Annotated in this window: 21 protein-coding genes; 16 read left to right on the top strand and 5 right to left on the bottom strand. The window is 71.4% G+C overall.

Annotation, left to right across the window (positions count from 1 at the left end; all coding sequences use genetic code 11):
- Positions 1 to 4: 4 nt before the first annotated feature.
- The 3 genes from ACYVLJ_RS05470 to ACYVLJ_RS05460 all read right to left on the bottom strand — a co-directional run bounded on the left by ACYVLJ_RS05470 (position 5) and on the right by ACYVLJ_RS05460 (position 4,573).
- A complete protein-coding gene (locus tag ACYVLJ_RS05470) occupies positions 5 to 1,264 on the bottom strand; it encodes an exo-beta-N-acetylmuramidase NamZ family protein (RefSeq protein WP_460437946.1) in 1,260 nt (419 codons plus the stop codon).
- Positions 1,261 to 3,018, bottom strand: coding sequence for a glycoside hydrolase family 3 protein (locus tag ACYVLJ_RS05465; protein ID WP_460438015.1), 1,758 nt, complete (start codon positions 3,016 to 3,018; stop codon positions 1,261 to 1,263). The genes ACYVLJ_RS05470 and ACYVLJ_RS05465 overlap by 4 nt, the downstream gene beginning before the upstream one ends.
- Before the next feature lie 724 nt (positions 3,019 to 3,742).
- The gene (locus tag ACYVLJ_RS05460; protein WP_451969330.1) at positions 3,743 to 4,573 is read right to left on the bottom strand and encodes an HAD family hydrolase; all 831 of its coding nucleotides are present in this window, start codon (positions 4,571 to 4,573) and stop codon (positions 3,743 to 3,745) included.
- A gap of 564 nt (positions 4,574 to 5,137) precedes the next feature.
- On the opposite strand from ACYVLJ_RS05460, the gene ssd reads away from it, so the two are divergent.
- The 8 genes from ssd to ACYVLJ_RS05420 all read left to right on the top strand — a co-directional run bounded on the left by ssd (position 5,138) and on the right by ACYVLJ_RS05420 (position 11,301).
- Positions 5,138 to 6,211, top strand: coding sequence for a CpaE-like family protein (ssd, locus tag ACYVLJ_RS05455; RefSeq protein WP_460437945.1), 1,074 nt, complete (start codon positions 5,138 to 5,140; stop codon positions 6,209 to 6,211).
- Positions 6,212 to 6,568: 357 nt separating this feature from the next.
- On the top strand, positions 6,569 to 7,717 hold the full coding sequence (locus tag ACYVLJ_RS05450; protein ID WP_460437944.1) for a TadA family conjugal transfer-associated ATPase: 1,149 nt from the start codon (positions 6,569 to 6,571) through the stop codon (positions 7,715 to 7,717).
- A 67-nt stretch (positions 7,718 to 7,784) separates the two neighbouring features.
- Complete coding sequence (locus tag ACYVLJ_RS05445; protein ID WP_460437943.1) at positions 7,785 to 8,543, top strand: type II secretion system F family protein; 759 nt, start codon at positions 7,785 to 7,787, stop codon at positions 8,541 to 8,543.
- On the top strand, positions 8,540 to 9,262 hold the full coding sequence (locus tag ACYVLJ_RS05440; RefSeq protein ID WP_460437942.1) for a type II secretion system F family protein: 723 nt from the start codon (positions 8,540 to 8,542) through the stop codon (positions 9,260 to 9,262). Before ACYVLJ_RS05445 ends, ACYVLJ_RS05440 begins: the two co-directional genes overlap by 4 nt.
- Positions 9,263 to 9,283: 21 nt before the next feature.
- On the top strand, positions 9,284 to 9,457 hold the full coding sequence (locus ACYVLJ_RS05435) for a DUF4244 domain-containing protein (RefSeq protein WP_460437941.1): 174 nt from the start codon (positions 9,284 to 9,286) through the stop codon (positions 9,455 to 9,457).
- Positions 9,458 to 9,477: 20 nt separating this feature from the next.
- Complete coding sequence (locus ACYVLJ_RS05430; protein ID WP_460437940.1) at positions 9,478 to 9,810, top strand: TadE family type IV pilus minor pilin; 333 nt, start codon at positions 9,478 to 9,480, stop codon at positions 9,808 to 9,810.
- Complete coding sequence (locus ACYVLJ_RS05425; protein WP_460437939.1) at positions 9,800 to 10,195, top strand: flp pilus-assembly TadE/G-like family protein; 396 nt, start codon at positions 9,800 to 9,802, stop codon at positions 10,193 to 10,195. The genes ACYVLJ_RS05430 and ACYVLJ_RS05425 overlap by 11 nt, the downstream gene beginning before the upstream one ends.
- A 488-nt stretch (positions 10,196 to 10,683) precedes the next feature.
- Positions 10,684 to 11,301, top strand: a complete 618-nt coding sequence (locus ACYVLJ_RS05420; protein WP_451969317.1) for a bifunctional DNA primase/polymerase — start codon at positions 10,684 to 10,686, stop codon at positions 11,299 to 11,301.
- Between the two features lie 81 nt (positions 11,302 to 11,382).
- Here the strand turns inward: ACYVLJ_RS05420 and ACYVLJ_RS05415 are convergent, their stop codons facing one another.
- Entirely contained in the window at positions 11,383 to 13,830 is a 2,448-nt protein-coding gene (locus tag ACYVLJ_RS05415) for a DEAD/DEAH box helicase (RefSeq protein ID WP_460438014.1), read from the bottom strand.
- 349 nt (positions 13,831 to 14,179) lie between these two features.
- Here ACYVLJ_RS05415 and ACYVLJ_RS05410 point away from each other — a divergent pair, with 349 nt between their 5' ends.
- The 3 genes from ACYVLJ_RS05410 (at position 14,180) to ACYVLJ_RS05400 (ending at position 17,952) form a co-directional block, all read left to right on the top strand.
- Entirely contained in the window at positions 14,180 to 16,441 is a 2,262-nt protein-coding gene (locus ACYVLJ_RS05410) for a sodium-translocating pyrophosphatase (protein ID WP_451969315.1), read from the top strand.
- Positions 16,442 to 16,659: 218 nt separating this feature from the next.
- Positions 16,660 to 17,250, top strand: a complete 591-nt coding sequence (locus tag ACYVLJ_RS05405) for a hypothetical protein (RefSeq protein WP_460437938.1) — start codon at positions 16,660 to 16,662, stop codon at positions 17,248 to 17,250.
- Positions 17,251 to 17,301: 51 nt separating this feature from the next.
- Complete coding sequence (locus ACYVLJ_RS05400) at positions 17,302 to 17,952, top strand: hypothetical protein (RefSeq protein ID WP_451969311.1); 651 nt, start codon at positions 17,302 to 17,304, stop codon at positions 17,950 to 17,952.
- A gap of 18 nt (positions 17,953 to 17,970) precedes the next feature.
- Here the strand turns inward: ACYVLJ_RS05400 and ACYVLJ_RS05395 are convergent, their stop codons facing one another.
- On the bottom strand, positions 17,971 to 18,777 hold the full coding sequence (locus ACYVLJ_RS05395; RefSeq protein ID WP_460437937.1) for a S1 family peptidase: 807 nt from the start codon (positions 18,775 to 18,777) through the stop codon (positions 17,971 to 17,973).
- A 305-nt stretch (positions 18,778 to 19,082) separates the two neighbouring features.
- Between ACYVLJ_RS05395 and topA the strand changes: the two genes are divergently transcribed.
- The 5 genes from topA to ACYVLJ_RS05370 all read left to right on the top strand — a co-directional run bounded on the left by topA (position 19,083) and on the right by ACYVLJ_RS05370 (position 25,667).
- Positions 19,083 to 21,965: a type I DNA topoisomerase gene (gene topA, locus ACYVLJ_RS05390; RefSeq protein WP_460437936.1), complete on the top strand. Its 2,883-nt coding sequence runs from the start codon at positions 19,083 to 19,085 to the stop codon at positions 21,963 to 21,965.
- Between the two features lie 118 nt (positions 21,966 to 22,083).
- Complete coding sequence (locus ACYVLJ_RS05385) at positions 22,084 to 22,701, top strand: hypothetical protein (protein WP_460437935.1); 618 nt, start codon at positions 22,084 to 22,086, stop codon at positions 22,699 to 22,701.
- Between the two features lie 86 nt (positions 22,702 to 22,787).
- Positions 22,788 to 23,579 (top strand): ESX secretion-associated protein EspG, encoded by a 792-nt coding sequence (locus ACYVLJ_RS05380; protein WP_460437934.1) that lies wholly within the window; start codon positions 22,788 to 22,790, stop codon positions 23,577 to 23,579.
- Between the two features lie 368 nt (positions 23,580 to 23,947).
- A complete protein-coding gene (locus ACYVLJ_RS05375) occupies positions 23,948 to 24,739 on the top strand; it encodes a hypothetical protein (RefSeq protein ID WP_451969304.1) in 792 nt (263 codons plus the stop codon).
- A 310-nt stretch (positions 24,740 to 25,049) separates the two neighbouring features.
- Positions 25,050 to 25,667, top strand: a complete 618-nt coding sequence (locus ACYVLJ_RS05370) for a hypothetical protein (protein WP_460437933.1) — start codon at positions 25,050 to 25,052, stop codon at positions 25,665 to 25,667.
- Positions 25,668 to 25,746: the final 79 nt, after the last annotated feature.

Genomic DNA, 25,746 nt, shown 5'->3' with positions numbered 1-25,746 from the left:
CCCCTCAGCGGTAGAGCAAGTAGTGACGACGTCTCCGGTCGAACTCGGCGAGCTCGGCCCGCCATGCCCCGGTGATCTCGTCGACGCCCGCGCCGGCGTCGACCATGGTCCGCAGGCGGTCGGACCCGGAGAGCTTGTCGATGTAGTTGTCGGAACGCCAGGCGAAGACGTCCGGGTGCAGTGCCTTGGCCGTCACGAGCATGGCGACCGCGGTCCGGACGGCGTCGAAGGCCTGCGGGTCGTCGACGCTCAGCTGCACGCCCCCGCAGGTCTGGTTGACGAACTTGCTGAACGTCGGGACGAAGTAGATCTCGCGGAACTTCGCGCCGGGCAGCCGCAGACCCTCGAGCTTTTCGCGCCAGCGCCAGTCGAGGCCGGGCGCACCGATGATCTCGAACGGCCTCGTCGTGCCGCGGCCCTCGGAGAACACCGTGCCCTCGAACATGCCGGTGCCCGGGTAGACGAGCGCGGTGTCCGGCGTCGGCATGTTCGGGCTCGGCAGCACCCAGTTCAGGCCGGTCTGCGCGAAGAGCGTGTCACGCTGCCAGCCACGGACCTGGACGACGTCGAGGTGGTCGAGCTTCACGCCTTCGCCGGGCAGGAACTCTTCGGCGAAGAAGCGCGCGAGTTCACCGGCGGTCATGCCGTGCTGCTGGACGATCGGCTTCTTCCCGATGCCCGAGGCGAACTTCGCGTCGAGCAGCGGCCCGGCCGCCCGGCCGCCGATCGGGTTCGGCCGGTCGAGCACGACGAAAGCGGCCTTGACCTGCGCCGCGGCCACCATCGCCGTGTAGAGCGACCAGATGTAGGTGTAGAAGCGCGCGCCGACGTCGGCGATGTCGAAGACGACCGTGTCGACGCCCGCCTTGGTGAACAGCGAAGCGAGCTTCGTCGCGTCGACGCCGTACGCGTCGTACACGGGCACGCCGGTGCGCGGGTCCGTGTAGTCGCCCTCGGAGCCACCGGCCTGCGCGCTGCCGCGGAAGCCGTGTTCGGGCCCGAAGGCCGCGACCGGCTTGATGCCGGCCGCGACCATCGAGTCGACGATGTGGTCGCCGTTCAGCAGCACGCCGGTCGGGTTCGACAGGACGCCGAGTTTGCGGCCCGCGAAGGACCGCCAGCCCTGCGCGGCCAGCTGCTCCGCGCCGGTCAGGACCCGTCCGGGCCGGTTCTCCGGCTCGGCCCCGGCGACAGCCGAGCCGCCCGCCAGGGCCGGGACGGCGAGCGCGCCCGCGCCGAGGAAGTGGCGCCGGTTGAGGTTCACCAGGTCAGCCCGTGACTGAACGGGTACTTCACGGTCTGCAGGTCGGCGCCCGCCGGGATGTCGACCGGCAGTTTCCCGACCGGCTTCGTCTCGCCGAGGATGACCTTGGCCAGTGCCTCCAGGGTCGGCGTGATGTAGCCGTAGGTCGCCAGCCAGGTCCGCACCTGACTCGGGTAACCCGCGTCGTACGGGATCTGCGCGGCGACCGCGACGACCGGCTTGCCGGTCGCCTGCAGCGCGTTCAGCAGCTTGGTCTGCAGCGGGAAGCCGCCGATGTTGTTCGTCAGGACGACGACGAGGTCGGCGCTCTGCGCCTTGGCGACCGCTTGCGCGATCTGGGCGTCCGTCGGCGCCTGCCCGGTCTGGTACGCGGTCGCCGTGGTGCCGTGGGCGGTCAGCTTCTGCGCGAGCGTCGCCGTCGTGGAGACGCCCCAGCCGGTGACGAGCGTCGTCGCGGGCTTCTGCTTCAGGGGCAGGACGCCGCCGTCGTTCGCGATGGCCGTGATGCCGCGGTCGGCGATGTCCTGCGCGGTGGCGAGGTTCGCCGGCGTGCCGACGGTCTTCATCACCCGGTCCGGGTCGACGAACGGCGAGAACAGCATGCCGCTCTTGAACTTCAGCTTCAGCACGCGCAGCACGCTCTGGTCGATCCGCTGCATCGGGAGGTCGCCGGTCTTCACGGCGTTGAGCACCGCGTTGATGGCGACATCGAGGTGCACTGGCATGAGCAGCTGGTCGACGCCGGCCTTGAGCGCGAGCACCGGGATTTCGGCGTCGCTGTGCATCTCGCGCACGCCCTGCATCTCGAGCGAGTCGGTGATGACGACACCGTTGTAGCCCAGTTCGCCCCGCAGCTTGCCCGTCACGATCGGCTTCGACAGCGTCGCGGGTTCCAGCGACGGGTCGAGGCTGGGGAACTGGATGTGCGCGGTCATGATCGAGCCGATGCCGGCCGCGATCGCGGCCTTGAACGGCGGCACGTCGATGTCGCGCCACTCCTGCTCGGTCCGGTCGATCCGGGGCAGGCCGGTGTGGCTGTCGGTGGCCGCGTCGCCGTGGCCGGGGAAGTGCTTGGCGGTCGCCGCGACGGTCTTCGTCGGCAGGTCGGAGTCCTGGTAGCCCTTGACCTCGGCGGTCACGAACTGGCTCGCGAGGCCGGGCTGGCCGGCGAAGGAACGCACGCCGATGACCGGGTTGGCGGGGTTGGAGTTGACGTCCGAATCGGGCGCGAAGTCCTGGTTGATGCCGACTGCGCGCAGCTCGTGGCCGAGGATCGTCGCGGCCTTCGTCGCCCGCCCGGGGTCCCGCCCGGCCGAGATGGCCATCGAGTTCGGGAACTCGGTCGCCGGTGCGCCCATCCGGGTCACCGTGCCGCCCTCCTGGTCGGCGCCGATCTGCAGCGGGATGTGTGCCCCGCTGCCGATGGCGGCCTGCTGGAGGCCGTTCGACAGCTTCGCGACCTGCACGGGGTCGTCGAAGTTGTCGCGCGTGTCGTTGTTGAAGTAGATGACGCCGCCCAGGTGGTACTTCCGGATCACCTGCGCCGGGGTGTCGACGCCGAAGTCCGCCTGGTTCTTCGGGTTCACCTCGTCGGCCGACTTGCCGTTCACCCAGGTGACGAACAGCTGCCCGACCTTCTGCTCGAGCGTCAGCCCCCGGAGCGCCTGCGTCGCCGCGGCGTCCGCCTGCGCGTCGGCGCTCACCTGAGGCGCACTCGCCGCGGTTGCGACACCCACACCGGTGAGGGCGAGCACCCCCGCGACGGGCAGGGCGAGCGCATGGAACCTCCGATTTCGGGTCGTCACGACCAGCCTCCCAGAAAGTTGCGGGCGCCCGGCGGACGTGAGAAGTCCACTCGGAGGCGCCAGTATCGGGAAGCTACTCACCGAATCCGGCGATGTCCATCGACCGACGGCACCAACGGTCCGTTCGTACCCGGATCGGTAAGAAATTCGCCGTTCGCAACATGCGCTACGGCTGAACGGGTGCCGGACCACTTCGACGAGTGGGCTGTGTCGGCTCTACCCAGGGTCGGCTCTGCCCAGGCCGGCTTGACGACCTTTACGCAGAGACGAGGCGGCGCCCGTGGCCTAGGGCCGACGGGCGCCGCCTGCAAGCGCGAACTTCTCGGGCGACCAAGCGTGCAACTCTGGTCGTACCTACATGGACTCGGCGTGTGGCGTCCCACTACGCAGTCCCTAGACGACGAGCCTCCCGCGGCGCGCTGCGCGTGGGTACCCGGAGTCCGCGCACGGAGGTTTGCCGGGGTGGAACAGGCTTCTCTTCTACCTGCTCCCTGGCCGACCAAACGTCCGCACCTACTTTCTACGCCGTGAGCCCGGTCACTTCAAGTGCGCGGACGGGTGCACCGGTACAGAGGCTGGATCGGGTGACACGGGCACCCTGCGCGACGGACAATTCGGGGCTGGGCCAAGCAAAGTGCAGGTCGTGCGGCCGTGTGGGTGGGACGGTCTCGCGCTATCGCGACCGACGGCGACGACTGAGCCCGTACCAGGTCGCGCCGGCGGCCACCGCGCCGACGCCGAGAGCCACCATTCCCGCCGATCGTGTCGGGATCCGGCTGCGCAGCGACATGGGCCGGTCGAAGGCCAGGATCGGCCAGCCGCGCTCGAGGGCCTCGCGCCGCAGGAGCTTGTCCGGGTTGACCGCGTGGGGGTGCCCGACGACTTCGAGCAGCGGGATGTCGGTGCTCGAATCGGTGTAGGCGAAGCACTCCGCGAGGTCGTAGCCGTGGGTCGCGGCGAGCTGCTTCGCGGCGACGGCTTTGTTGGCGCCGTAGCAGTAGAAGTCGACTTCGCCGGAGTAGCGGCCGTCGACGATCTGCATCCGCGTGGCGACGCTGCGGGTGGCGCCGAGCATTTCCGCCACGGGCGCGACGACCTCCTCGCCGGTCGCCGACAGCACGATGACGTCGTGCCCGTCTTCGCGGTGCCGCGCGATCAGTTCCGCCGCCTCCACGTACACCAGCGGATCGACGACGTCGTGCAGGGTTTCGCGGACGATCGCCGAAACCTGCGCGACGTCCCACCCGGCGCAGAGCGCGGAAACCTCGGCGCGCAGGCGTTCGGTCTTGTTTTCGTCGGCGCCGGCGAGTGAGAACACCAGTTGCGCGTAGGCACTGCGCAACGCCGCGCGGCGGTTGATCAGTCCTTCTTTGAGCAATGGTTTGCTGAACGCCAGCGCGCTCGACGAGGCGATGATCGTCTTGTCCAGGTCGAAGAACGCGGCCACCGCGTGCTCCGGGCCCGGCTTCCGGATGCGCGACGGCGCGCTGCTCGGTTCGGCCACGCCACCAGGATAAGAGCTTGATCGCGGCACGTCCCGTTGGTCCACCACGCGCGCGTCGCACCGGCGGAAAATCCATGACAGGAAGGCACTTCCGGCGCGCCGTGCCGTTATCGAACTGTATGCCCGGCCTGGCGCGCGAACCGGCCACCGGCGGAGTTACAGTGAGGGAGCCCGGTGTCCAACCGGGCCGGTTCAGTCCGACCCCCCGGGGCTGAACCCACGGCGGCCCCCGTCCCTCCCCCCTGGCGGGGGCCGCCCTCTTAACCTTCCTCTTACCTTTTTCGATTCCGTTCGACGCGGGCCCGATCACCCATTTTCCGGGTGATCGAAATCGTCGATGCGGATATTCGTTCCGCTTTTCGCCGCAGGTGCGTCGCGGGCGGGCGCGATCTTGCCACAGCCCACCGACAGAACCGGTCCGCGAGCGGTTCGGCGGACGGCAGTTGTCCACAACACCCCGGTTGTCCACAGCCGGCCGCCCGGCCCGTTGTGCCCCCGTACCCCCGAGCGCGACGGTGGAATCCGGGCCACCCACGGCCCGCACCGACGACGGGGGAGGAACGCATGGCGGGGGAACGACCGCTGGTGGTGGCCGCGGACGAGACCGTGCTCGACGAGATCCTGCGCGTGGCCGCGGTCGCGGGCTGCGAGCTCGAGCGGGCACCGGACCTGACGGCTGCGGGCGGTCACTGGGCGCGTGCGCCACTGGTGGTCCTCGACGAGGAAGCCGCCCGGCTGCCACCCCGGCTCCCTCGCCGTGGCGGAATCCTGCTGGTCTGCAAGGGCAGTCCGGGCCCACGGACGTGGGAGCACGCGTTCCGCGGCGGCGTCGAGCGCGTGATCTCGTTGCCCGACGAAGAAACCGAGCTGGCGGGCGCGTTCGCCGACGTCGTCGAGACCCCGGCCGAAGAAGCCGGCCTGGTCCTCGGCGTGGTCGGCGGCCGCGGCGGCGCGGGCGCGTCGGTGTTCGCGTCGATGCTGGCGCTGGCGGCCGACCGCGCCCCGGGCGGCGCGCTGCTGGTGGACTGCGACCCCTTGGGTGGTGGCCTGGATCTGTTGCTGGGCCTGGAAAAGACCCCGGGACCCCGCTGGTCGGAGGTCCGGCTCGACGGCCGCGTCTCGGTCCCGTCATTGGCGGCGGCACTCCCGCAGCGAAAACACCGAGGCGGCAGCCTCCCGGTCCTGGCGTGCGGCCGCGAGGGCGAAGGCCCGGCGGTCGAGTCCCTGTCGGCCGTGCTGTCGGCGGCCCGCCGCTCGGGCCGCACGGTGGTGTGCGACCTCCCGCGCACCCTGGGCAACGCGGCGGCGGAAGCGGTCACGGTGGCGGACCTGGTGGTCTTGGTGGCCCCGGTGGAGTTCCGCGCCTGCATGGCGGCGAAGCAGGTCGTGCGGCACCTGTCGGAGCTGACGGCCCGCCTGGGCGTGGTCGCGTGTGGACGGTCCCGGTCCGGAGCCACCCCAGCCCAGACGGCCGGCCTCCTGGGCCCGCCCCTCCTGGCCGCGATGCCCCCGGAAAGAGGCCTGGAGACGGCCATCGAGCGCGGCGAGTTCCCCACGAGGACATCGGGCCCCCTGGCAACAGCGGCAGCCGACGTCTTGGCAGTAGCCCGCCGAGAAGCCCGAGCGGCAGCCCGATGAGCACCCACCTCAGAGCACCAGGCCGCCCGGTGAGAGTGGCCGAGCTCCTCTGGCCGACGGTCCTGACGCTGGCCACCCGCGGCCGAGTGAGCGCGGAGAACTTCCTGACGCTCCTGGCACCCCCGAGCAAATCACCCACCCCGAACCCCGAGGAACCACCCCGATGACCACCACGCCAAGCCCCTCGGCAGGCACCCGAGTAACAGCGAACGCCACCCACCGCTCCCGCCCCGCGGCAGGCACTCGCGTCACGGCCTTCTTTCCCCACGGCAACCAACCCCGCTCCACACCGGGCACCCGAGTCACGGCCGGCTTCCCCCGAAGCCACCCGCGACCCCTGGCAAAGGCGGAGACCCCATGACCAGCGACTTCGTGGACCGCGTCCGCAACCGCCTCGCGGGCGACCGCCGGCAAGCCGATCCGGTCGCCGTCGCGACCGCCGTCCGGGCCGAAGCCGGCGGCGCCCTCGGCCACGTCGCGGCGCTCGACGCGGCCCGTCAAGCCCGCGACGAGTTCGTCGGCGCCGGCCCGCTGGCCCCGCTCCTCGAAGACCCGGCGACCACCGACGTCCTCGTCACCGGCCCCGCCGAGGTCTGGACGGACGGCCCCGAAGGCCTCACCCGCACGGAAATCCGCTTCAAGGACGAGGAATCCGTCCGCCGGCTCGCCCAGCGCCTCGCCCTCGCGGCGGGCCGGCGGCTCGACGACGCACAGCCCTTTGTGGACGGCTGGCTTCCCGGCGCCGGGCCCCACGGCCGCATCCGCGTGCACGCCGTCCTCCCACCGGTCGCGGCCAGCGGCACCTGCCTGTCCCTGCGCGTCCTCCGCCCGGCGACCCACGACCTCACCACCCTCCGCGAGCTCGGCGCGTTCGACGAAGGCGGCGCGAACCTGCTGCAGAAGGTCATCTCGCGGCGGATGGCCTTCCTCGTCACGGGCGGCACCGGCGCGGGCAAGACCACACTCCTCGCCGCGCTGCTCGGCGCGGTCGACCCGGCCGAGCGGATCGTCTGCGTCGAAGACGCCGGCGAACTGCAGCCCCGGCACCCGCAGTTCGTCAGCCTCGTGGCCCGTCCGCCCAATGTGGAGGGTGCGGGCGCGGTGGGCCTGCCGGAGCTCGTCCGCCAAGCCCTGCGCATGCGTCCCGACCGGCTGGTGGTCGGCGAGGTCCGCGGCGCGGAGGTCGGCGCGCTCCTCACGGCCTTGAACACCGGCCACGACGGCGGGGCGTGCACCGTCCACGCCAACTCCCCGGCCGAGGTGCCGGCCCGCATCGAGGCTTTGGCCGCGCTCGGCGGCCTCGGTCGCGACGCGGTGCACAGCCAGCTCGTCGCGGCGATCCGCGTGGTCCTCCACATGCGACGCGAGCCGGGCGGCCGACGACGGCTCGCCGAGGTCGGTGTGCTCCGCAAGGAACACGGCCGGGCCCGCGTCGTCCCGGTGTGGCGGGGAGGCCGCTGGACGGTCGACCGCCACCTCTTCGCCACGACGGGAGCGATCGCGTGATCACCCTCCTGTTCGTCCGTATTTCCTTGCTGGCGGGCGTCTTCCCGCGCCGCCGAAGGAGACCGCGATGATCACGCCGTGGCTCCCGCTGTGCGTCGGCGCCGCACTGGCGTGCTGGCCGGCGGCACCGACCCGGCTCCAAGCCGTGGTCGAGCAGCCGACGGCAATCCGCCTCCCGGACGTCTGGCGCGTGGCGCAGTGGCTGCTCCCGGCCGCCCTCGCCGGCCTGCTGGCGGGCGTCGGCGGCGCGATCGCCGCCGGCGTGCTGACGCTGGCATGGCGCCAGGAGTGGCAAGCCCACCGCCGCGCGGCGGCGAACCTCGAGGTCGCCACCCACACGGCGACGGCGCTGCGCACGATGGTCGCCGAACTGAGGTCCGGCGCCCACCCGGTCACGGCGGCGGAGTCGGCAGCCACGGCCGTCCCGGCGGTGGCCGGCGACCTGCGTGCGCTGGCGACGTCGGCACGTCTCGACGGCGAGCTGCACGCTCCGGCTCTCCCCGAACTCGCGGCGGCGTGGACGTTGGGCAAGCGCTACGGCCTGCCCATGGCGGACGTCCTGGACGCGACTCGCCGCGACGCCGAAGCAGCCCTGGCCTTCGCCCGCCGAATGCGCGCGAAACTGGCCGGCCCCCGGGCGAGCGCGGCGGTGCTCACCGGCCTCCCGGCCCTGTGCGCGCTGCTGGGGCAGGTGATGGGCGCGTCCCCGCTGCCGGTCCTCGCCGAGAGCGTGCCGGGGCAGCTGCTGCTGGTCGCCGGCAGCGTCCTGCTCTGGGCCGGCACAGCCTGGTGCCGCGCGCTGACCGGACGGGTGCGGCTCCGATGAACGCGACCGCGCTCCTCTTCTTCGCGGGCGCCCTGCTCGCCTGGCCGGGCGAGGCGGCCGCGGCACGCCGCTTCAGCTGGCTGGCGGGACACGGACAGCCCGAGCCCCGCAAGTGGCCTCGAGCGGTCCCGCACATCGCGACGGCCGTGGCGGGCGCTTCGACGGCCCTCCTGGTCGGCGGCGTCACCGGGGTCGCCCTGGGTGCGTCGGCGAGCGCGGCCGGTTGGTGGGCGATCCGCAGCACCCGACGTCCCCGCGCGCCGACCGTCGACATGACGGCCAAGCTCCGGCTGGCGGGAACGCTCGACCTCCTGGCCGCGTGCCTTCGCGCGGGCCTACCGGTTCCCTCGGCCCTGGACGCGGTGTCCGGCACCGCACCTGCCGAGGCAGGCGCGGCCCTGCACTCGACGGCGAGCCTCCTCGCCCTCGGCTCACGCCCCGACGAGGCCTGGGCCCCGGCCCAGGCTGTGCCCGGCCTCGGCGAACTGGCGACCGCGGCGATCCGGACGTCCCGCTCGGGCGCCGCGTTCGCGACAGCGGCCGCCGACCTGGCCGGACGGTTCCGCGAGGAGCTGGCCACCGAGGCTGAGGAACGAGCCGAGCGGGCGGGCGTAACGCTCGCCCTCCCGGTCGGCCTTTGCTTCCTACCGGCTTTCTTCTGCCTGGGCGTGCTCCCGGTCGTCATCGGCCTGGCCACCCGCCTAGGCCCCCTCTTCTGACCCGTACCTGAAGGGAACCCCATGCGCGCGTCCAAGCAGCCCGGCTCCGACGACGGCTCGACGACGGTCGAGTACGCGATCGTCACGGTCGCGGTGGCAGCCTTCGCGGCTGTCCTCTACACCTTGCTCACCGGCGACTCGGTGGTCACGTGGCTGACGAGCCTGGTGATGAAGGCCCTGTCGGTCCCGTCGTGAGACGCCGAGACGAGGGATCGGTGACCGTCGAGGCAGCGCTCGGCCTGGCCGGCCTGACGGTCGTGACTGTGCTGCTCCTGGCGGCCGTCACGGCCCTGACGGGCTACCTGCGCTGCACGGACGCGGCCCGCGAAGCGGCGCGCCTGCTGGCAAGAGGCCAGCCCCACGAGGCAGCGGCTGCGGTCCACCAGATCGCCCCACCCGGAGCGAAACTCGACATCCAGCGAACAGGTGACTCGATAACGGTGCAGGTCAGCGCCCACCCGGTGGGCGGCCTGCTCCCATCGATCGACCTGAACGCGACGGCCTACGCCGTAGCCGAGCCGGGAACGGAATCCGCCGATGCAGGCTGACCCACGACCGGTCGGGGCACGACCAAGCAACCGGCTCGCGGCAGACAGCGGCATCGCCACCATCTGGACGGCGATGGCGGTAGCCGCGCTGACCGGCGTCGCAGTCCTGGGCTGCTGGCTCGCCGCGGCGGTGGTCGCCCGCCACCGGGCGGAGACCGCCGCCGACCTGGGCGCACTCGCAGCGGCTTCACACGCCGCGGAAGGCCCGGACCGCGCCTGCGACCGCGCCAGGTGGATAGCCGACCGAATGGCGGTCACCCTCCTGACGTGCAGATGGCAGCGGCTGGACGCGTTCGTCGAAGTCCAGGCCCCGAGCCTGGGCATCGGCGGCCTACCCGGCCCACAGGCACGTGCCCGCGCCGGACCTGCCGGCCGACCACCGTGACCGCCCACCGGCCGCGACCGGCTGTCGGTGACGACCGGCGTCCTCCCGCTCGTCGAGACGTCCGCCGGACCGTCCGCCCGTCGGACGCCGACCGGTCGGTATGCCACGGTGACCGGCTGATCCGGTCCGGCCGACGATGAGCGGCCGAAGGTCACGGGCAGCGGTCGGTGAAGCACGGCGAGCGGTCGAAACCGCTGTTCACCTGGGCCGAAAGGGCGTGCATCGGCCACCGTGCGCCCGGCCTGCCGGGCTGGTGATCACGGGTTTTCCCGCGACGAGCGGTCCGTGGGCGGCTGCCGTTCACCGTCGATCAGTGCCGACGGGTTCGGTCGGGCGGTAGGGACTACTGGGCGTTCATCGCCGCGTAACCACCGGTTGTCGCGTGGGGGTTCCGGGCGATGTGCAACTTGCCGTTTAGTGAGATGTGCGACACCACGACCGGGTCTAGCGGGGTCGCGGAGAACCGGAACTTGAAGGCAGGAAAGACAATGTTGGACGCGAATTGGCCGGACAGCTGGCGGGGCGCCTTCCGCATCGAACTGCGCGCGGAGGCGATCGGACTCGCCTGGCGTGGCTGGCCGGTGCTCCCGGGCGTCAACCCCGCGCCGGTCACCGAGGGCGACGACCTCACCTGGCGCCGTCCGATCCCCGCCAGTGACCACTGGCGCGAGCAGATCGGCACCCACGCCCACGAGGTCGCCACCTGGTTCTCCGACCGGACCCACAGCCTGCTCGTCGCCACCGGCACCGTGCTCGACGCCATCGAGGTCGACGACGAACTCGGCAAGCGCGCCTGCCGCCTGCTGCGCGCCCTCGGTCACCCGGCGCCGATCATCGCGCTGCCGAACGGCCGCTGGCTCTTCCTCACCACCGTCGCCGACACCATCCCGGCCGAGCTGGCCGCGCAGGCCGGCATCCAGTGGCACGGCAAGGACAGCTACATCCCGCTGCCGCCGTCGCCGTTCCAGCACGGTGTCGTGCACTGGCGCGTCAAGCCCGAGGTGTGCGGCTGGCAGCTGCCGGACGCCGCCGAGGTGCACGACGTCCTCGTGCGCGCCCTGGCCGGCGCCGACGCCGCGCAGCTGGTTCAGACCACCGCGGCCTGAACCACCACGACCACCGCCCGGCCGGTCCCAGCCCGGCCGAGGCGGCGCAGGACACAACTCCATGAACCACCAGTGGCGGTTCTATTCCCCGTGTTGACGCAACGCCCCGAGCACGGTGTCCAGAACTGCCACCGCACCCGCCTTGTCCAGCGGATCGTTGCCGTTCCCGCACTTCGGCGACTGGACGCAGGACGGGCATCCCGTCGGGCACTCGCAGGAGACGATCGCCTCCCGCGTTGCGGCCAGCCACGGGACAATCGCGGCATAACCGCGTTCGGCGAATCCCGCACCCCCGGGATGGCCGTCATGCACGAACACCGTCGCCTCCCCGGTGTCTTCGTGCCACGCGGTACTCACCCCGCCGATGTCCCATCGGTCGCACGTAGCGAACAGCGGTAGCAGGCCGATCGCCGCGTGCTCGGCGGCATGCAGGGCACCGGGGACTCGTGCCGGAATCAGTCCGGCACTCCCCGGTGTCCTGCCACCCCCCTCGTGAACGGGCCCCCGACCGTTCGCCAGGGTCTCCTCCCCGGTCCCCACCGGCCCCGCAGATTCGGTCCCCACCCGATGGCCCCCGGTCCCCGCCACGCCATCGGCCCCCGAGTCACGGGAACGCGCGCGCTGCGGCTCGGCCGGTCCGAGCAGCGGCGACGAGATCGTGTACCAGACGGCTCGCGTCCGCAGGCTCTGCTCCGGCAGGTCGAGCGGCGTGTGGTCCAGCACCTCCCCGGACGGCCGTCGCCGCAGGTAACCGACGACCTGCGATGTCACCGCCACCTCGCCGAGGCACACGCTCACGCCGCCGAAGTCCTGTTTCTCCTGCGTGCTCAGCACCGCGATGTCCACGATCTCGCGCGGCGTCGTCGTCCAGTCCGGGTTTTCGGCGTGCACCATCGCCAGCCCCGTCTCCAGGTCCAGCTCGTCGACGACGTACGACGACCCCTGGTGCAGGTACACCGCCCCCGGGTGCACGGCGAAGCACGCCGAGCCCGGGTCGACCGTCCCCAGCATCCGCCCGGAGTCCGACTCGACCACCGCGATCTGCTCGCCGCCGGTGCCGCGGATGCCGACCTCGGCGTGCGGCCGGTCGCGAGACGTCCAGTACCAGCCGCTCGACCTGCGCCGGAGCAGCTTCTGCTCGGCCAGCTCGGTCAGCACCTCCTGAGCCGCCGCGCCGCCGAACACCTCCAGCTCGGGGACGGTCAGCGGCAGCTCGGCGACGGCGCACGCGAGCTGCGGCGCCAGCACGTACGGGTTCGCCGGGTCGAGCACCGCCGTCTCCACCGGTCGGTCGAGCAGCGCCGCCGGGTGGTGCACCAGGTAGGTGTCCAGCGGGTCGTCCCGCGCGACGAACACCACCAGCGCCGAATCGCCGGACCGGCCCGCCCGCCCGGCCTGCTGCCAGAACGACGCGAGCGTGCCCGGGTAGCCGGCCAGCACCACCGCGTCCAGGCCCGCGATGTCGACGCCGAGCTCCAGCGCGTTCGTCGTCGCGACCCCCAGCAGCCGCCCCGACAACAGGGCGGCCTCCAACGCGCGACGCTCCTCCGGCAGGTAGCCGGATCGGTACGCCGCAACGGTTTCCGTCAACCGAGGGTCCACTTCGGACAAAATGCGGCGCGCGCCCAGCGCGGCCAGCTCGGCGCCCCGCCGCGACCGGATGAACGCCAGCGACCGCGCGCCTTCGACCACCAGGTCGGCCAGGATCCGCGACGTCTCCGCGCCCGCCGAACGCCGGACCGGCGCGCCGTTCTCCCCGGTCAGTTCCTCCAGCAGCGGCGGCTCCCACAGCACCACCGTCCGCGCGCCGCGCGGTGACGCGTCCTCCGTCACGGCCTCACAGGGAACGCCGGTGAGCCGCGAAGCGAACGAAGCAGGCGAAGCCGTTGTCGCCGAAGCGAGCACGAAGACCGGCGAAGCGCCGTAGTGCTCGGCCACCCGCCGAAGCCGGCGCAACAACAGCGCGACGTGCGAGCCGAAGACGCCGCGGTAGCTGTGGCACTCGTCGACGACCACGCAGCTGAGCCGCCGGAAGAACGACGCCCACCGCCCGTGCGCCGACAGGATCCCGCGGTGCAGCATGTCCGGGTTGGTGAACACCCAGTTCGCGTGCGCGCGGACCCAGTCGCGCTCCGCCATCGGCGTGTCCCCGTCGAACGACGCCGCGCGCACGCCGGGGACGTCCAAAGAGGACACGGACCGCAGCTGGTCCGCGCCCAGCGCCTTGGTCGGCGACAGGTACAGCGCGTTCACCTTCTCGCCCGCGGCCAGCCGGGACAGCACCGGCAGCTGGTAGGCGAGCGACTTGCCCGACGCCGTGCCGGTCGAAATCACGACGTGCCGGCCTTCGTACGCGTGCGACGCCGCCTCGATCTGGTGCGCCCAGGGCGCCGCGACGCCGCAGTCACGCAGCGCAGCCACGACCGCCGGATCCGCCCACGACGGCCACTCCACGCACCGCGCGGCGCGGCCCGGCAGGTCCGCGACGTGCGTGACCGGGTTCTCGCGCGACGGGATGCCGGCGGTCACCCGCCCCAGCAGCCGCCGCCCACGTGAGTCGTCCACTCGCCGAGCTTGGCACAGGGGTCCGACAGTTCCCGCATCCCCAATCGCGGCAACGGATCGGCGGAAGAGTGATCGATCAAGTGAGGAGGCTCACAAGATAACGGAACGTGCTGTCCTGGGGACGGCTTATCGCCGCTGGTTGCGATACCAATACACTCCCGCAATCCACACCCTCTGTGGTGAGCGTCATGCGAGACGTGCATCGCCGCACGGCTAGCGTGTCGCTCGGTACAGGGTCCATGCCAGCGTCGGCCGTGTCGAACCCTCGGCTTGCCGTCGAAGCTGGCGATCGGCGACGTCTCCTGGAGGACGAATGTCACGGCAATTCCTCGCGGAGGGCGGAAACCTTCCGTTCTCCGGAGGTGACTACACGATTGTCGGTGTAGTCGCCGTGGTCGCGCTTGCCGCACTCGTCATCGGCTACGTCCTGCTCAAGGAGGTGCTGGCCGCAGGCCAGGGCACCGCCAAGATGCAGGACATCGCCAAGGCGGTGCAAGAAGGCGCGGCCGCGTATCTCAAGCGGCAGCGGAACACCCTCGCCATCTTCGGCGTGGTCGTGTTCCTCCTGCTCTTCGTGCTCCCCGCGGACGACTGGAGCGAGAGGATCGGCCGTTCGATCTTCTTCCTGGTCGGGGCGGGTTTCTCGTTCACGATCGGTTACCTCGGCATGTGGCTGGCCACGCAGGCCAACCTCCGGGTCGCCGCCGCTTCGCGTGAGGAGGGCGGCCGCGAGAAGGCGATGCGCGTCGCGTTCCGCACGGGCGGCGTGGTCGGCATGATCACCGTCGGCCTCGGCCTCTTCGGTGCCGCGGTCGTCGTGCTCGTCTACACCGGGCAGGCCCCGAAGGTGCTCGAGGGCTTCGGGTTCGGCGCGGCCCTGATCGCGATGTTCATGCGTGTCGGCGGCGGCATCTTCACCAAGGCCGCCGACGTCGGCGCGGACCTGGTCGGCAAGGTCGAGCAGGGCATCCCGGAGGACGACCCGCGCAACGCCGCGACCATCGCGGACAACGTGGGTGACAACGTCGGCGACTGCGCCGGCATGGCCGCGGACCTCTTCGAGTCCTACGCCGTCATGCTGGTCGCCGCGCTGATCCTGGGCAGCACCGCCTTCGGCGTGCACGGCCTGCTCTTCCCGCTGATCGTCCCGGCGATCGGCGTCATCACCGCCGTCATCGGTGTCTACATCACCAAGGCGCGCGCGGGTGAGGGCGGTCTGGTCACGATCAACCGCTCCTTCTACATCTCCGCGGTCATCTCCGCCGTCCTGTCGGCGATCGCGGCGTTCGTGTACCTGCCGAGCAGCTTCTCCGAGTTCGGCCAGGGCTTCTCGGGTTCGGGCAACCCGGCGGTCATCGCGACCGTCGCGGTGATCATCGGCATCGTGCTCGCCGCGGTCATCCTGAAGCTGACCGGCTACTACACCGGCACCGAGTACAAGCCGGTCAAGGACGTCGGCCAGACGTCGGAAACCGGTGCGGCGACGGTCATCCTGTCCGGCATCTCGATCGGTTTCGAGTCCGCTGTGTACACCGCGCTCGTCATCGGCGCGGCCGTCTTCGGCGCGTACCTGCTCGGTGGCGGCGTCGCGCTGTTCGCCGTGGCGCTGGCCGGCACCGGCCTGCTGACCACCGTCGGCGTCATCGTCGCGATGGACACCTTCGGCCCGGTTTCGGACAACGCGCAGGGCATCGCCGAGATGTCGGGCGACGTCGACGAGAAGGCCGCGCAGATCCTCACCGAGCTGGACGCGGTGGGCAACACCACCAAGGCCATCACCAAGGGCATCGCGATCGCCACGGCGGTCCTCGCCGCGACGGCGCTGTTCGGCTCCTACTCGGACGCGATCACGAAGGCGGTGGGCGTCGGCGGCAGCTTCGTCGCGAACATCGTCACCCCGGCGACCCTGGTCGGCGTGATCGTCGGCGCGGCCGTCGTGTTCATGTTCTCCGGTCTCGCGGTCAACGCGGTGTCCCGGGCCGCCGGCGCGGTCGTCTACGAAGTGCGCCGCCAGTTCCGCGACATCCCGGGGATCATGGAGGGCACCACCCGTCCCGAGTACGGCAAGGTCGTCGACATCGTCACGCGCGACTCGCTGCGCGAGCTGACGACGCCGGGCCTGCTGGCGGTCTTCGCCCCGATCGCGGTCGGCTTCGGCCTCGGTACCGGCGCGCTCGCCGGCTACCTGGCCGGTGCCATCGCCTGCGGCACCCTGATGGCGATCTTCCTCGCCAACTCCGGTGGCGCGTGGGACAACGCGAAGAAGCTGGTCGAGGACGGCAACCACGGCGGCAAGGGGTCGGACGCGCACGAGGCCACCATCATCGGTGACACCGTGGGTGACCCGTTCAAGGACACCGCCGGCCCGGCGATCAACCCGCTGATCAAGGTGATGAACCTGGTTTCCGTGCTGATCGCGCCCGCCGTCGTGCAGCTGACGATCGGCGACAGCGCCAACACCGCGGTGCGCATCATCATCTCGCTGGTCGCGCTCGCCGTGATCGTCGCGGCGATCGTGGTCTCGAAGCGGCGGGGGACGGTCATTTCCGACACCCCGGCCGAGGTCAAGGCCTGACACCGGCACCACCCGCACCCGGGCCCGGCACGCAGCGTCGCGTGCCGGGCCTGTGCTGTACCGAGGCTTCGCCTCGGGTCGGGGGCTCCGCCACCCGAGCCCCCGAAAGCACCAAGTGCTGTGTCGGGGCATCCCACACTGGCACGGCGACTTGCGAAGCGGCACCGAGTCGGTACCGTCGGGGCTTGCCGGGACGTCGTCGGGCAGGAGGTGTGCAGGTGCGGCCGCGGTCAACCGTCTTCGCCGCCCTAACCACGACGATCACGATCGGTCTCGCCGGCTGCGGGCAGCAAGCCGCCACGCAGGCACCGTCGGGGGACCAGGGTCTTTCGGTGTCGACCGTGGTGCCCCAGGCCGATCCGGCGGCGAGATGGGCGGAGGCCTACTGCGGTGCGGTGACGCACCTGGTCAGCACGCTGGCCGCGCTGCCGGTCGTCGACCCGAGCACCCCGCAGCAGGCGTCCCGGACGTCCAGTGACCTGCTTTCCTCCGTCGTCGGCGGCCTCGACCAGAGCCTGGCCGGGCTGAACGCGCTCGGCGCGCCGCCGGTGCCGTCCGCGGACGCCGGCCGCAAGGACGTCATCGGGCAGTTCTCCGAGATCCGCGCGCAGGCCGAGACCGCGCGTCAGCGCATCGACGCCGTCCGCGGCGACGCGTCGGCGACGAAGGCGGCCCTCGGCGAGGCCAAGGCGACGCTCGACCGCATCGACGCCCTCGACTACCTCAGGGGCCTCAAGGACGTCCCGGCCCTGGCAGCGGCCGAGCAGCGGGCGCCGAGCTGCCGTCAGCTGGATCAGTCACCCCGGTGAAGATCGGCGTGACTATCGCCACGAATCGAACTTGTGTTCTAGTATGGCGCGGTGGATCGGACGATCTCGCTCTTCTCCGCCGAGGCCAGCGGGCCGGGTCTGGGCGACCTGGCCGGGCTGTTGTGCTGCCACGGCCAGATCACCGGCTTCGGGCGCACCGCCGCGCGGCTGTCGGTGATCGTCGAGGAGCCGTGGCGGGCGCACGTCCTGGCGCGTGAGTTCCGCTGCCGCGGTTCGGACGCCCAGGTCTCGAAGGCCGAGTGCGGCCGGCCGCAGGTGCGCACGTCGTTCCGCGTCGACCTGCTCCCGCTGGCGCTGAGATGGCTGCGTGAGGGGTGCGCGGGCCCGGTCGAGGACGACTCGGGCAAGGCGGTGCCGGACGGCTTCCGGCTCAGCGGGGCGATGCTGCGGATGTGGGCGCTGGCCGGCGGCCGCCCCGGCACGCAGGGCTACCTGCTGGGTGTCGACCCGCTGGCGCCCGGCATGCACGAGCGGCTGGTCGAGGCGCTCACGCCGTTGGGCGTCGCGGCGAAGCTGACCGGCCCGAAGGCCGAGGTCCCGGCCGTGAAGGTCACCGGGAAACGCCGGCTGGAGGCGCTGCTGGAACTGATCGGGGAGCCGCCGCCGGGCGCCGAAGCGGCGTGGCCGGGAGCGGCTCCGCAGCCGGTCCCGCACCCGGAGGCCGTGACGAGCACGGCCTGACCGGGTGCGGGTGGCGTGTCAGGGCCGGGGCAGGGTGCAGCCGGCCTGCGTCAGGGCGATTTCGTTGGCCGGGGTGAGGCAGGCGGGAATGCCGTAGGTCTCCTGGCCGTAGTTCGTCTTGTAGTGCACGGTGACGTTGCCGGCCTGGTCGACCTCGCACGGGTTGTTCTCCGTGCAGCGCTCGCCGTCTTCGTTGCCGGTGTTGTTCACGCCGACGACCTTGCCGCCGGAGATGATCGGCGAGCCGGACGTCCCGCCGATGGTCTGGCAGGCGGACGTGTAGCGGATCGAGTCCTTCCAGGTCCAGCTGCCCTCCTTCAACCGGTAGACGAAGCCGTCGACGTTGCAGGAGTAGATCCGCTTCCAGTAGCCGGAGACGACGTCGATCGCCGAGCCCGCGGCCGGGTGCGCGTCGGACAGCTCCAGCGGCGAGATCCCGTAGCTCGACTTGATCTGCGCGTAGGTGGTGGTGAGCTGGTAGAGCGACACGTCGGTGTCGGTCATCGTGCCGTAGACGATCTTCTTGGCGCGGAGCGTGGCCTTGTTGCTGCCGCTGGCCGTGAGCAGCGTGAACGTCCGGCTGGAGGTGCGGTTGGTGATCACTTCGCCGGGGCCGGGGAAACCGGTCTCGAGGCAGTGCCCGTTCGACATGACGAGCGCGGGTGCCGTGTCGGGTGTCGCGGCGGGCTTGACCACCGAGCCCGAGCAGTTGGACAGGGCGACCGTGCCGGCGAAGTTCGCCGCTGCCGCACTCGCCGGTGTCGTTCCCAGTAATACTGTGGCGGTCGCGGCGGTGAGCAGGGCGCCGAGCAGGCGTCGGGTCATGTCGGATCCTTTCGGCGGGGCGGGGAAACCAGTGAAGCGGTGCCGTCCCCGCGCCCACCACCGTCGAACGGAGGGTATCCGGGTGGTCACGCGCTAGGCTGCGCGGGACGTGGCCGAAATCACGTGACGGGTACGTTGGGGAAACATCGTCGAGGTCAGCGGCGATGCGCTGGACACAGGACCGGCGGCGTGTTGGGCCACCTCCGCGCCGTCCGGGCCGGAACAGCGTGCACACTGGCAGGTCGAAGACGCGGGCCCGGACCTACGGGGACGGGCCCGGTGCGGTCCCGCGGCGGCGGGACGAGATGAGCGGAGAGCAGGGCAGCGTGGCAGGAGCACGGACCAAGAAGAACGGAGCCTCGGCGGACAACGGCGCCGGGCACCGGCGGCTGGTCATCGTCGAGTCGCCGACGAAGGCTCGCAAGATCGCCCCCTATCTGGGCGGCGGTTACGTCGTCGAGTCCTCCGTCGGGCACATCCGCGACCTGCCGCGGGGCGCTGCCGACGTGCCCGCCCAGTACAAGGGCGAGTCCTGGGCGCGCCTCGGCGTCGACGTCGACAACGACTTCAAGGCCCTCTACGTGGTCACCCCGGACAAGAAGTCCAAGGTCACCGAGCTCAAGGGCCTGCTCAAGGACGTCGACGAGCTCTACCTCGCCACGGACCCCGACCGCGAGGGCGAGGCCATCGCGTGGCACCTGCTCGAGACGCTGAAGCCGAAGGTCCCGGTCCGCCGGATGGTCTTCCACGAGGTCACCGAGCAGGCCATCCGCGCGGCCGCCGACTCGACCCGTGAGCTGGACGCCGACCTCGTCGACGCGCAGGAGACCCGCCGCATCCTCGACCGCCTCTACGGCTACGAGGTCTCGCCGGTGCTGTGGAAGAAGGTCATGCCGAAGCTCTCGGCGGGCCGCGTGCAGTCCGTGGCGACCCGGATCGTGGTCGAGCGGGAGCGCGAGCGCATGCGCTTCACCTCGGCGTCGTACTGGGACATCTCGGCGACGATGGACGCCGGTGAGGAGGCCTCGCCGCGGAACTTCCCGGCGCGTCTGGTCGCCGTCGACGGAGCGCGCCTGGCCACCGGCCGCGACTTCGGCTCGGACGGGCAGCTCAAGGCGTCCAACACCGAGGTCCGGGTGCTCGCCGAGGCCGACGCGCGGCGTCTGGCCGACGCGCTCAAGCAGCGTGACTTCAAGGTCTCGAGCGTCGAAGAGAAGCCGTACACGCGGAAGCCGTACGCGCCCTTCATGACGTCGACGCTGCAGCAGGAGGCGGGCCGCAAGATGCGGTTCACCTCCGAGCGCACCATGCGGATCGCGCAGAAGCTGTACGAGAACGGTTACATCACTTATATGCGTACCGACTCGACGACCCTGTCGGAGTCGGCGATCTCGGCCGCGCGCAGCCAGGCCACGCAGCTGTACGGCAAGGAGTACGTCTCGCCGTCGCCGCGCCAGTACACGCGCAAGGTCAAGAACGCGCAGGAAGCGCACGAGGCCATCCGGCCGTCGGGCGAGGTCTTCCGCACGCCGGGCCAGGTCGCGGGCGAACTGGACACCGACGAGTTCCGGCTCTACGAGATGATCTGGCAGCGCACGATCGCGTCGCAGATGGCGGACGCCAAGGGCACCACGATGTCCGTCCGCATCGTCGGCAACGCGACTTCGGGCGAGGAGTGCACCTTCGCCGCTTCGGGCCGCACGATCACCTTCGCGGGCTTCCTCAAGGCGTACGTCGAGGCGGTCGACACCGAGACCGGCGGCGAGGCCGACGACAAGCAGAGCCGCCTGCCGGTGCTGGAGAAGGACCAGGACCTCACGGCCACGGAGCTGAGCCCCGACGGCCACACGACGTCGCCGCCGGCCCGCTACTCGGAGCCGAGCCTGGTCAGCAAGCTGGAAGAGCTGGGCATCGGCCGCCCGTCGACGTACGCGTCGATCATCAAGACGATCCAGGACCGCGGCTACGTGTGGAAGAAGGGCTCCGCGCTCGTTCCGTCGTGGGTCGCGTTCGCCGTGATCGGCCTGATGGAACGGCACTTCGAGCGGCTCGTCGACTACGACTTCACCGCCGGCATGGAGGACGAGCTCGACCGCATCGCGGCGGGCAACGAGCAGCGCGCGCAGTGGCTGTCGAAGTTCTACTTCGGTGGCGACATGGGCGTCGACGGCTCGATCGGCCGCCTGGGCGGGCTGAAGAAGCTGGTCGAGGGCAGCGTCGAGGACATCGACGCGCGGGAGATCAACTCGATCCCGCTGTTCAGCGACGCCGACGGGCACACGGTCGTGGTCCGCGTCGGGCGCTACGGGCCGTACCTCGAGCGCGAGGTCAACGGCGAGTCGCAGCGCGCGAACCTGCCCGAGGACCTCCCGCCGGACGAGCTGACGCAGGAGATCGCGGAGAAGCTGTTCGCGACTCCGCAGGAAGGGCGTTCGCTGGGCACCGACCCGGTGAGCGGGCACGAGATCGTCGCCAAGGAAGGCCGCTTCGGGCCGTACGTGACCGAGCTGCTGCCCGAGGTGGAGATCCCCGAGGACGCCACGGCCGCGCAGAAGAAGGCTGCCAAGGCGAAGGCGCCGAAGCCGCGTACGGGCTCCCTGTTCAAGTCGATGGACATCGAGACCATCACGCTCGACGACGCGTTGAAGCTCCTTTCGCTGCCGCGCGTGGTCGGCAAGGACCCGGAGTCCGGCGACGAGATCACCGCGCAGAACGGGCGCTACGGGCCGTACCTGAAGAAGGGCACGGACTCGCGGTCGCTCTCGACCGAGGACCAGCTGTTCTCGATCACCGTCGAAGAAGCGTTGAAGATCTACGCCGAGCCGAAGCAGCGCGGGCGGTCGGCGACGGCCCGCCCGCCGCTGAAGGAGCTGGGCGAGGACCCGGTGTCGAAGAAGCCGATGGTGGTCAAGGACGGCCGCTTCGGCCCGTACGTGACCGACGGCGAGTACAACGCGACCCTGCGGAAGGGCGACGAAATCGAGTCCCTGACCGCCGAGCGGGCTTCCGAGCTGCTGGCCGAGAAGCGCGCGAAGGGCCCGGCGCCGAAGCGGAAGGCGCCGGCTCGCAAGCCCGCGTCGACGACGGCCAAGACGGTCAAGGCGGGTACGAGCAAGACGTCGAAGGCCGCGGCGGCCAAGTCCACCGGGACGAAGCGCTCCGGCTCGACCGCGACGAAGTCCAAGTAAGACACCCACGAAGGCCCCCGGTCCACCCGGGGGCCTTCGTGGTGTCTGCCCACTCTTTCGGGTGACATCTCGAACGGATGTTCGGGAAATTGTCGGTGGTCCCGGGTTTCATGAACGCGTGACCAAGACACCACGCACCGTGCACACGGTGACCACCAAGATCCTGAAGCCGGTCCGGGCGGCGGCCGCCGGCAGCTCCACCGCCATGGACCTCATCGACTCACTCCCCGGCTTCGTGGGCAGCGGCGGCGTCTGCGGCGTCGCCGTCGCGATGACCGGCGAGCCGTGGACGGCGGCGTTCTTCGACGACCGGAAGAGGTTCGGCGTCGCCGGGGATGGCCTGCGGCTGTCCGGGCCCGCGCTGGGCTCGGCCGTCGAGTTGCTCGGCCTGGCGTTCACACGCCTGCCGCCGCGGCCACCGGCGCCGGGCCGCGGGCTCTACCTCGACGCCGACGAGCGCGGGGTGCTCGAGCCCGAGCAGGAGTGCCTGATCTACGACCTGATGGACGATCTGGACCGGCCGCGGCTGGGCACCCTGCAGATCGACGTCACCCGCGATGGCGACCGCGGGCCGCGGCGGCCGTGGGAGGTGCTGGCGCTCGTCGACGACGACCGCGGCCGCCACCTGGCCGCCTTGGGCAGACGCAAGGGCGGCCACCGCCGGTTCTGGTGGCTGCCCGGCAGCGTGGAGCGGCTCGCGGAGTTCGTCGAAGGGCGGGTGCCGGAGCATGCGTGAGCCGCTCGCCGACCGCTCACCGAAAGGTGTCACCCGGTCGAACATATGTGCGAGAAATTGTCGGTGCCAGGGTGTTCAATCAAGGGGTGAACAACTCAGTCGCCGTCTTCGACGTCATCGACGAGGTCATCGCCCCGCTGTCGGCCGAGGTGCCGGAGCGGCCCTCGGTGATGGAGTTCTACGACCCCGAGTTCGAGATCCCGCCGGTGCTGGCGGACGCCGGACCGCTGCCGGGCCGTCCCTCCTCGCCGCCGCGGACCCTCGCGGACGAAGTGGAGCAGTACACGCGGTTCGTCGCCGGGATGTCCGCGATCGGCCTGGCCCCGGGTGGCGAGGTCACGGCGGAAGCCGTCGGGCTGTACCGGGCGCTGCGCGGCGGCTTCATCCGCGGCGTGGTGACCGGCGTCTTCCCGGCACGGCGGGAGCCGTGGGAGGTGCGGTTCTTCGGCGACGAGGACTACACCACGGTGCTGCACAAGCTGGGCACCCGGGCGCGGCTGCGTTCGGGGTTCCTGAGCGAGCTGCCGGGCTGGGTCTTCGACGGCCTGCCCGACCGCCCGCCGGGCCCCGGCCACCAGGTGCGCATCGAGACCGACGAAGGAGGCCTGATCCCGCGCGGCTGCGAGCGCGAGGTGGAGCTGATCCGCGAGTGCGCGGCCCGGCCCCGCCTGGGCACGGTGCTGGTCGACCTGGCAGTGCGCAACGCGATCCTGGCGGAGTACCCCCACGGCGCGTTCGGCCTGGTGGACAACGACCTGGGCCGCTACCAGTTCAGCGCAGCGGTAGGCCGAACCGGCCGCTGGACGGTCACGTGGGGCCCAGCCTCCCGCACAACGGCCGAGCAGTGGATCGTCGAGGCGGTGCAGAGCCATGCCTGACCAGCGGAGACCTGTGAGCGAGGCACAGGAGCAGGCGCCCGGGCCGGAGCAGGCGCCCGCGCCGATGTGGCTCACCGTCAGCGAGGCGATCCTCGAGGCTGCGGAGCAGAACAGCGGCGTATCCGCACCACCGGATGCCACCGAGGCTGACTCCGAGCCCCGGTTGCCTGCCGAGGACGGCCCGGGCTCGCCTGCATCGCGCACCGATGCTGACTCGGCGGCGCAACCACCCGCCCCGGCCACGCGATCCTGCGCGGCCGGAAAGCCACCGTCACGAGCGGCGGGCCCGATCTCACGTGACGGCCGCGCCCGCCCGGCCGGCGACCGGAACGGTGCCGGGCGGCGAGCCGGTGAGGAGGCGCGGAGCCATGGCTGACCGCACGGCCGCGCTCGAGCTGCTCGAGCTGGCGGCCGGGCCGGTGCTGGCGGCGATGCCGGACCGGGAGCCCGTCGACCGGCTGTACAACCCGGATGTCAGCGACCACGACATCCTCGTGCACGGCCCGGTCTCCGACGATCCGGCCGACCTGATCGCCGAGGTGGAGCGGCACACCGAGTGGGCCGCCTGGATCGATGGGACGCCGTTCGGCGAGGACGGTGAGCTCAACGAGGTCGGCTTCGAGGTGGTGTCGCTGATGCTGCGCGGCTCGGTCCGGGCGGCGTTGTGCGGTGTGTTCGACGAAGGGCCGGAGACCGCGGACATCCGCTGCTACGCCGATGGCGAGCGGGCGTTCATGATGGGCTCGCTGCCCGGGCGCACCGCGATCCACCTCGCCGACTTCGAGGAGCTGCCGGAGATGCTGGTGGCCGAGCTGCCGGACGTGCCGTTCGGTGCCTCGCCCCGCGCGATCTGGCTGTCGGTCGACGACGACGGCCTGGTCCACGACGGCCAGGAAGACGACGTCGGCGCGATGCGTGAGCTGCTGGCCCGTCCCCGCTCGGGCACGGCGGTGCTGGACATGCTCGCCTTCGGCGGCCTGTGCGCGGAGTTCCCCGACCACGGGTTCGTCCTGGTCGACACGGACCTGGGCCGCTTCGCGCTGGCGGCCCTCGACCGCGGTGACGGCTGCCGTCAGCTGGTTCTGAGTCCCTTCAGCCGCGGCATGCTGCGTGACTGGTGCCGGAAGATGATCGACCTCGGGCAGGAGGAGGTGCCCTGAGCAGGTGAGCAGCCGGCGCGGGCCTTTCTGTGCGACGCCGTGCGCAGCCCGGGTGGCGCCCGGCGAACTGGCCACCGCGGGCCGTCCGCTGGCCAGTCCCGGCTGCCGGTCTTGTGACCGGACTCACTACAATCCGTCACCATTGGCGGTCGACCGGACCCTCGGCGGACTGGACACTGCAGGGGGTTCGGGTGCGGGCTTGCGCAGCGTGACGGACCCTCCACAGCAGACAGAGCCATTGGGCGGATGCGTTATCCGCCATCGTCGCTACCCTGGAAAGGCGAGGACATTCAGTAGTGAGGTGGTCACCATGAGCGCGAACGGTGAGGCTCCCTTCTTCAATGCCCCCGAGCTCACTCAGCGCGACGGCACTCTGTCCGAAGCACCCGGCGAAACGTTCGCCGACCCCGTATCGGGACTGGTCACGGCCGGCTCCGAGCCACGCGCCGCGGTCGCCAATGGCCACGAGCCCGCCGCCATCCCGGTGGCCGGGCCGGTGCAGCACGACGAGGAAGCCGTGCGGCGGATGGTCGAGGAGACCTTGCGCGAGGAGAACGCCCGGGCTCCGCAGCCCATCCCGCCGGCGGGCACCACGAGCACCGCCGGGGAAGACGGGGCACCGCCGCCCGGCCTGCTCCCGCGGCAGCGGAACCGGCAGCGCACCTGGCCGACCCGGCCGCCGCAGCTGCTGCGTCCCGTGCGGCAGCAGCCGCTCGCCGAGGAGGACTTCGACGAAGACCTCGAGGTCGTGCCCGTCAAGCGGCGGAAGCTGCCGAAGATGCCGTCGGTGTCGATGTCGGCGTTCAACCGGCCGTCGTCGAGCGCGGCGGGCGTCATCCTGGCGGTGGCTCTGCTGATCGTGTTCGGTTTCGTCGCCATCGAGATGGTGTCGAGCCTGGTGAGCAGCGTGACCGGGCTGTTCGACTAGCGTTCGCCCGCTGTTCCCCACCCCACCGGGACCTCGGGGCCGCCCGCGAGGCAAGGGCCGATCGGGCTACCCTGGCTTC

Source organism: Amycolatopsis stemonae, from assembly GCF_054781455.1.
Note: the sequence above shows the minus strand (reverse complement) of the source record. Positions and strands in the feature narration are given on the sequence as shown.

Excerpts from the sequence above, each read along its gene's own strand:
- ssd (WP_460437945.1), top strand. The coding sequence starts at position 5,138 with ATGGCGGGGGAACGACCGCTGGTGGTGGCCGCGGACGAGACCGTGCTC.
- ACYVLJ_RS05450 (WP_460437944.1), top strand. The coding sequence starts at position 6,569 with ATGACCAGCGACTTCGTGGACCGCGTCCGCAACCGCCTCGCGGGCGAC.
- ACYVLJ_RS05445 (WP_460437943.1), top strand. The coding sequence starts at position 7,785 with ATGATCACGCCGTGGCTCCCGCTGTGCGTCGGCGCCGCACTGGCGTGC.
- ACYVLJ_RS05440 (WP_460437942.1), top strand. The coding sequence starts at position 8,540 with ATGAACGCGACCGCGCTCCTCTTCTTCGCGGGCGCCCTGCTCGCCTGG.
- ACYVLJ_RS05435 (WP_460437941.1), top strand. The coding sequence starts at position 9,284 with ATGCGCGCGTCCAAGCAGCCCGGCTCCGACGACGGCTCGACGACGGTC.
- ACYVLJ_RS05425 (WP_460437939.1), top strand. The coding sequence starts at position 9,800 with ATGCAGGCTGACCCACGACCGGTCGGGGCACGACCAAGCAACCGGCTC.
- ACYVLJ_RS05420 (WP_451969317.1), top strand. The coding sequence starts at position 10,684 with ATGTTGGACGCGAATTGGCCGGACAGCTGGCGGGGCGCCTTCCGCATC.
- ACYVLJ_RS05410 (WP_451969315.1), top strand. The coding sequence starts at position 14,180 with ATGTCACGGCAATTCCTCGCGGAGGGCGGAAACCTTCCGTTCTCCGGA.
- ACYVLJ_RS05395 (WP_460437937.1), bottom strand. The coding sequence starts at position 18,777 with ATGACCCGACGCCTGCTCGGCGCCCTGCTCACCGCCGCGACCGCCACA.
- topA (WP_460437936.1), top strand. The coding sequence starts at position 19,083 with ATGAGCGGAGAGCAGGGCAGCGTGGCAGGAGCACGGACCAAGAAGAAC.
- ACYVLJ_RS05375 (WP_451969304.1), top strand. The coding sequence starts at position 23,948 with ATGGCTGACCGCACGGCCGCGCTCGAGCTGCTCGAGCTGGCGGCCGGG.
- ACYVLJ_RS05370 (WP_460437933.1), top strand. The coding sequence starts at position 25,050 with ATGAGCGCGAACGGTGAGGCTCCCTTCTTCAATGCCCCCGAGCTCACT.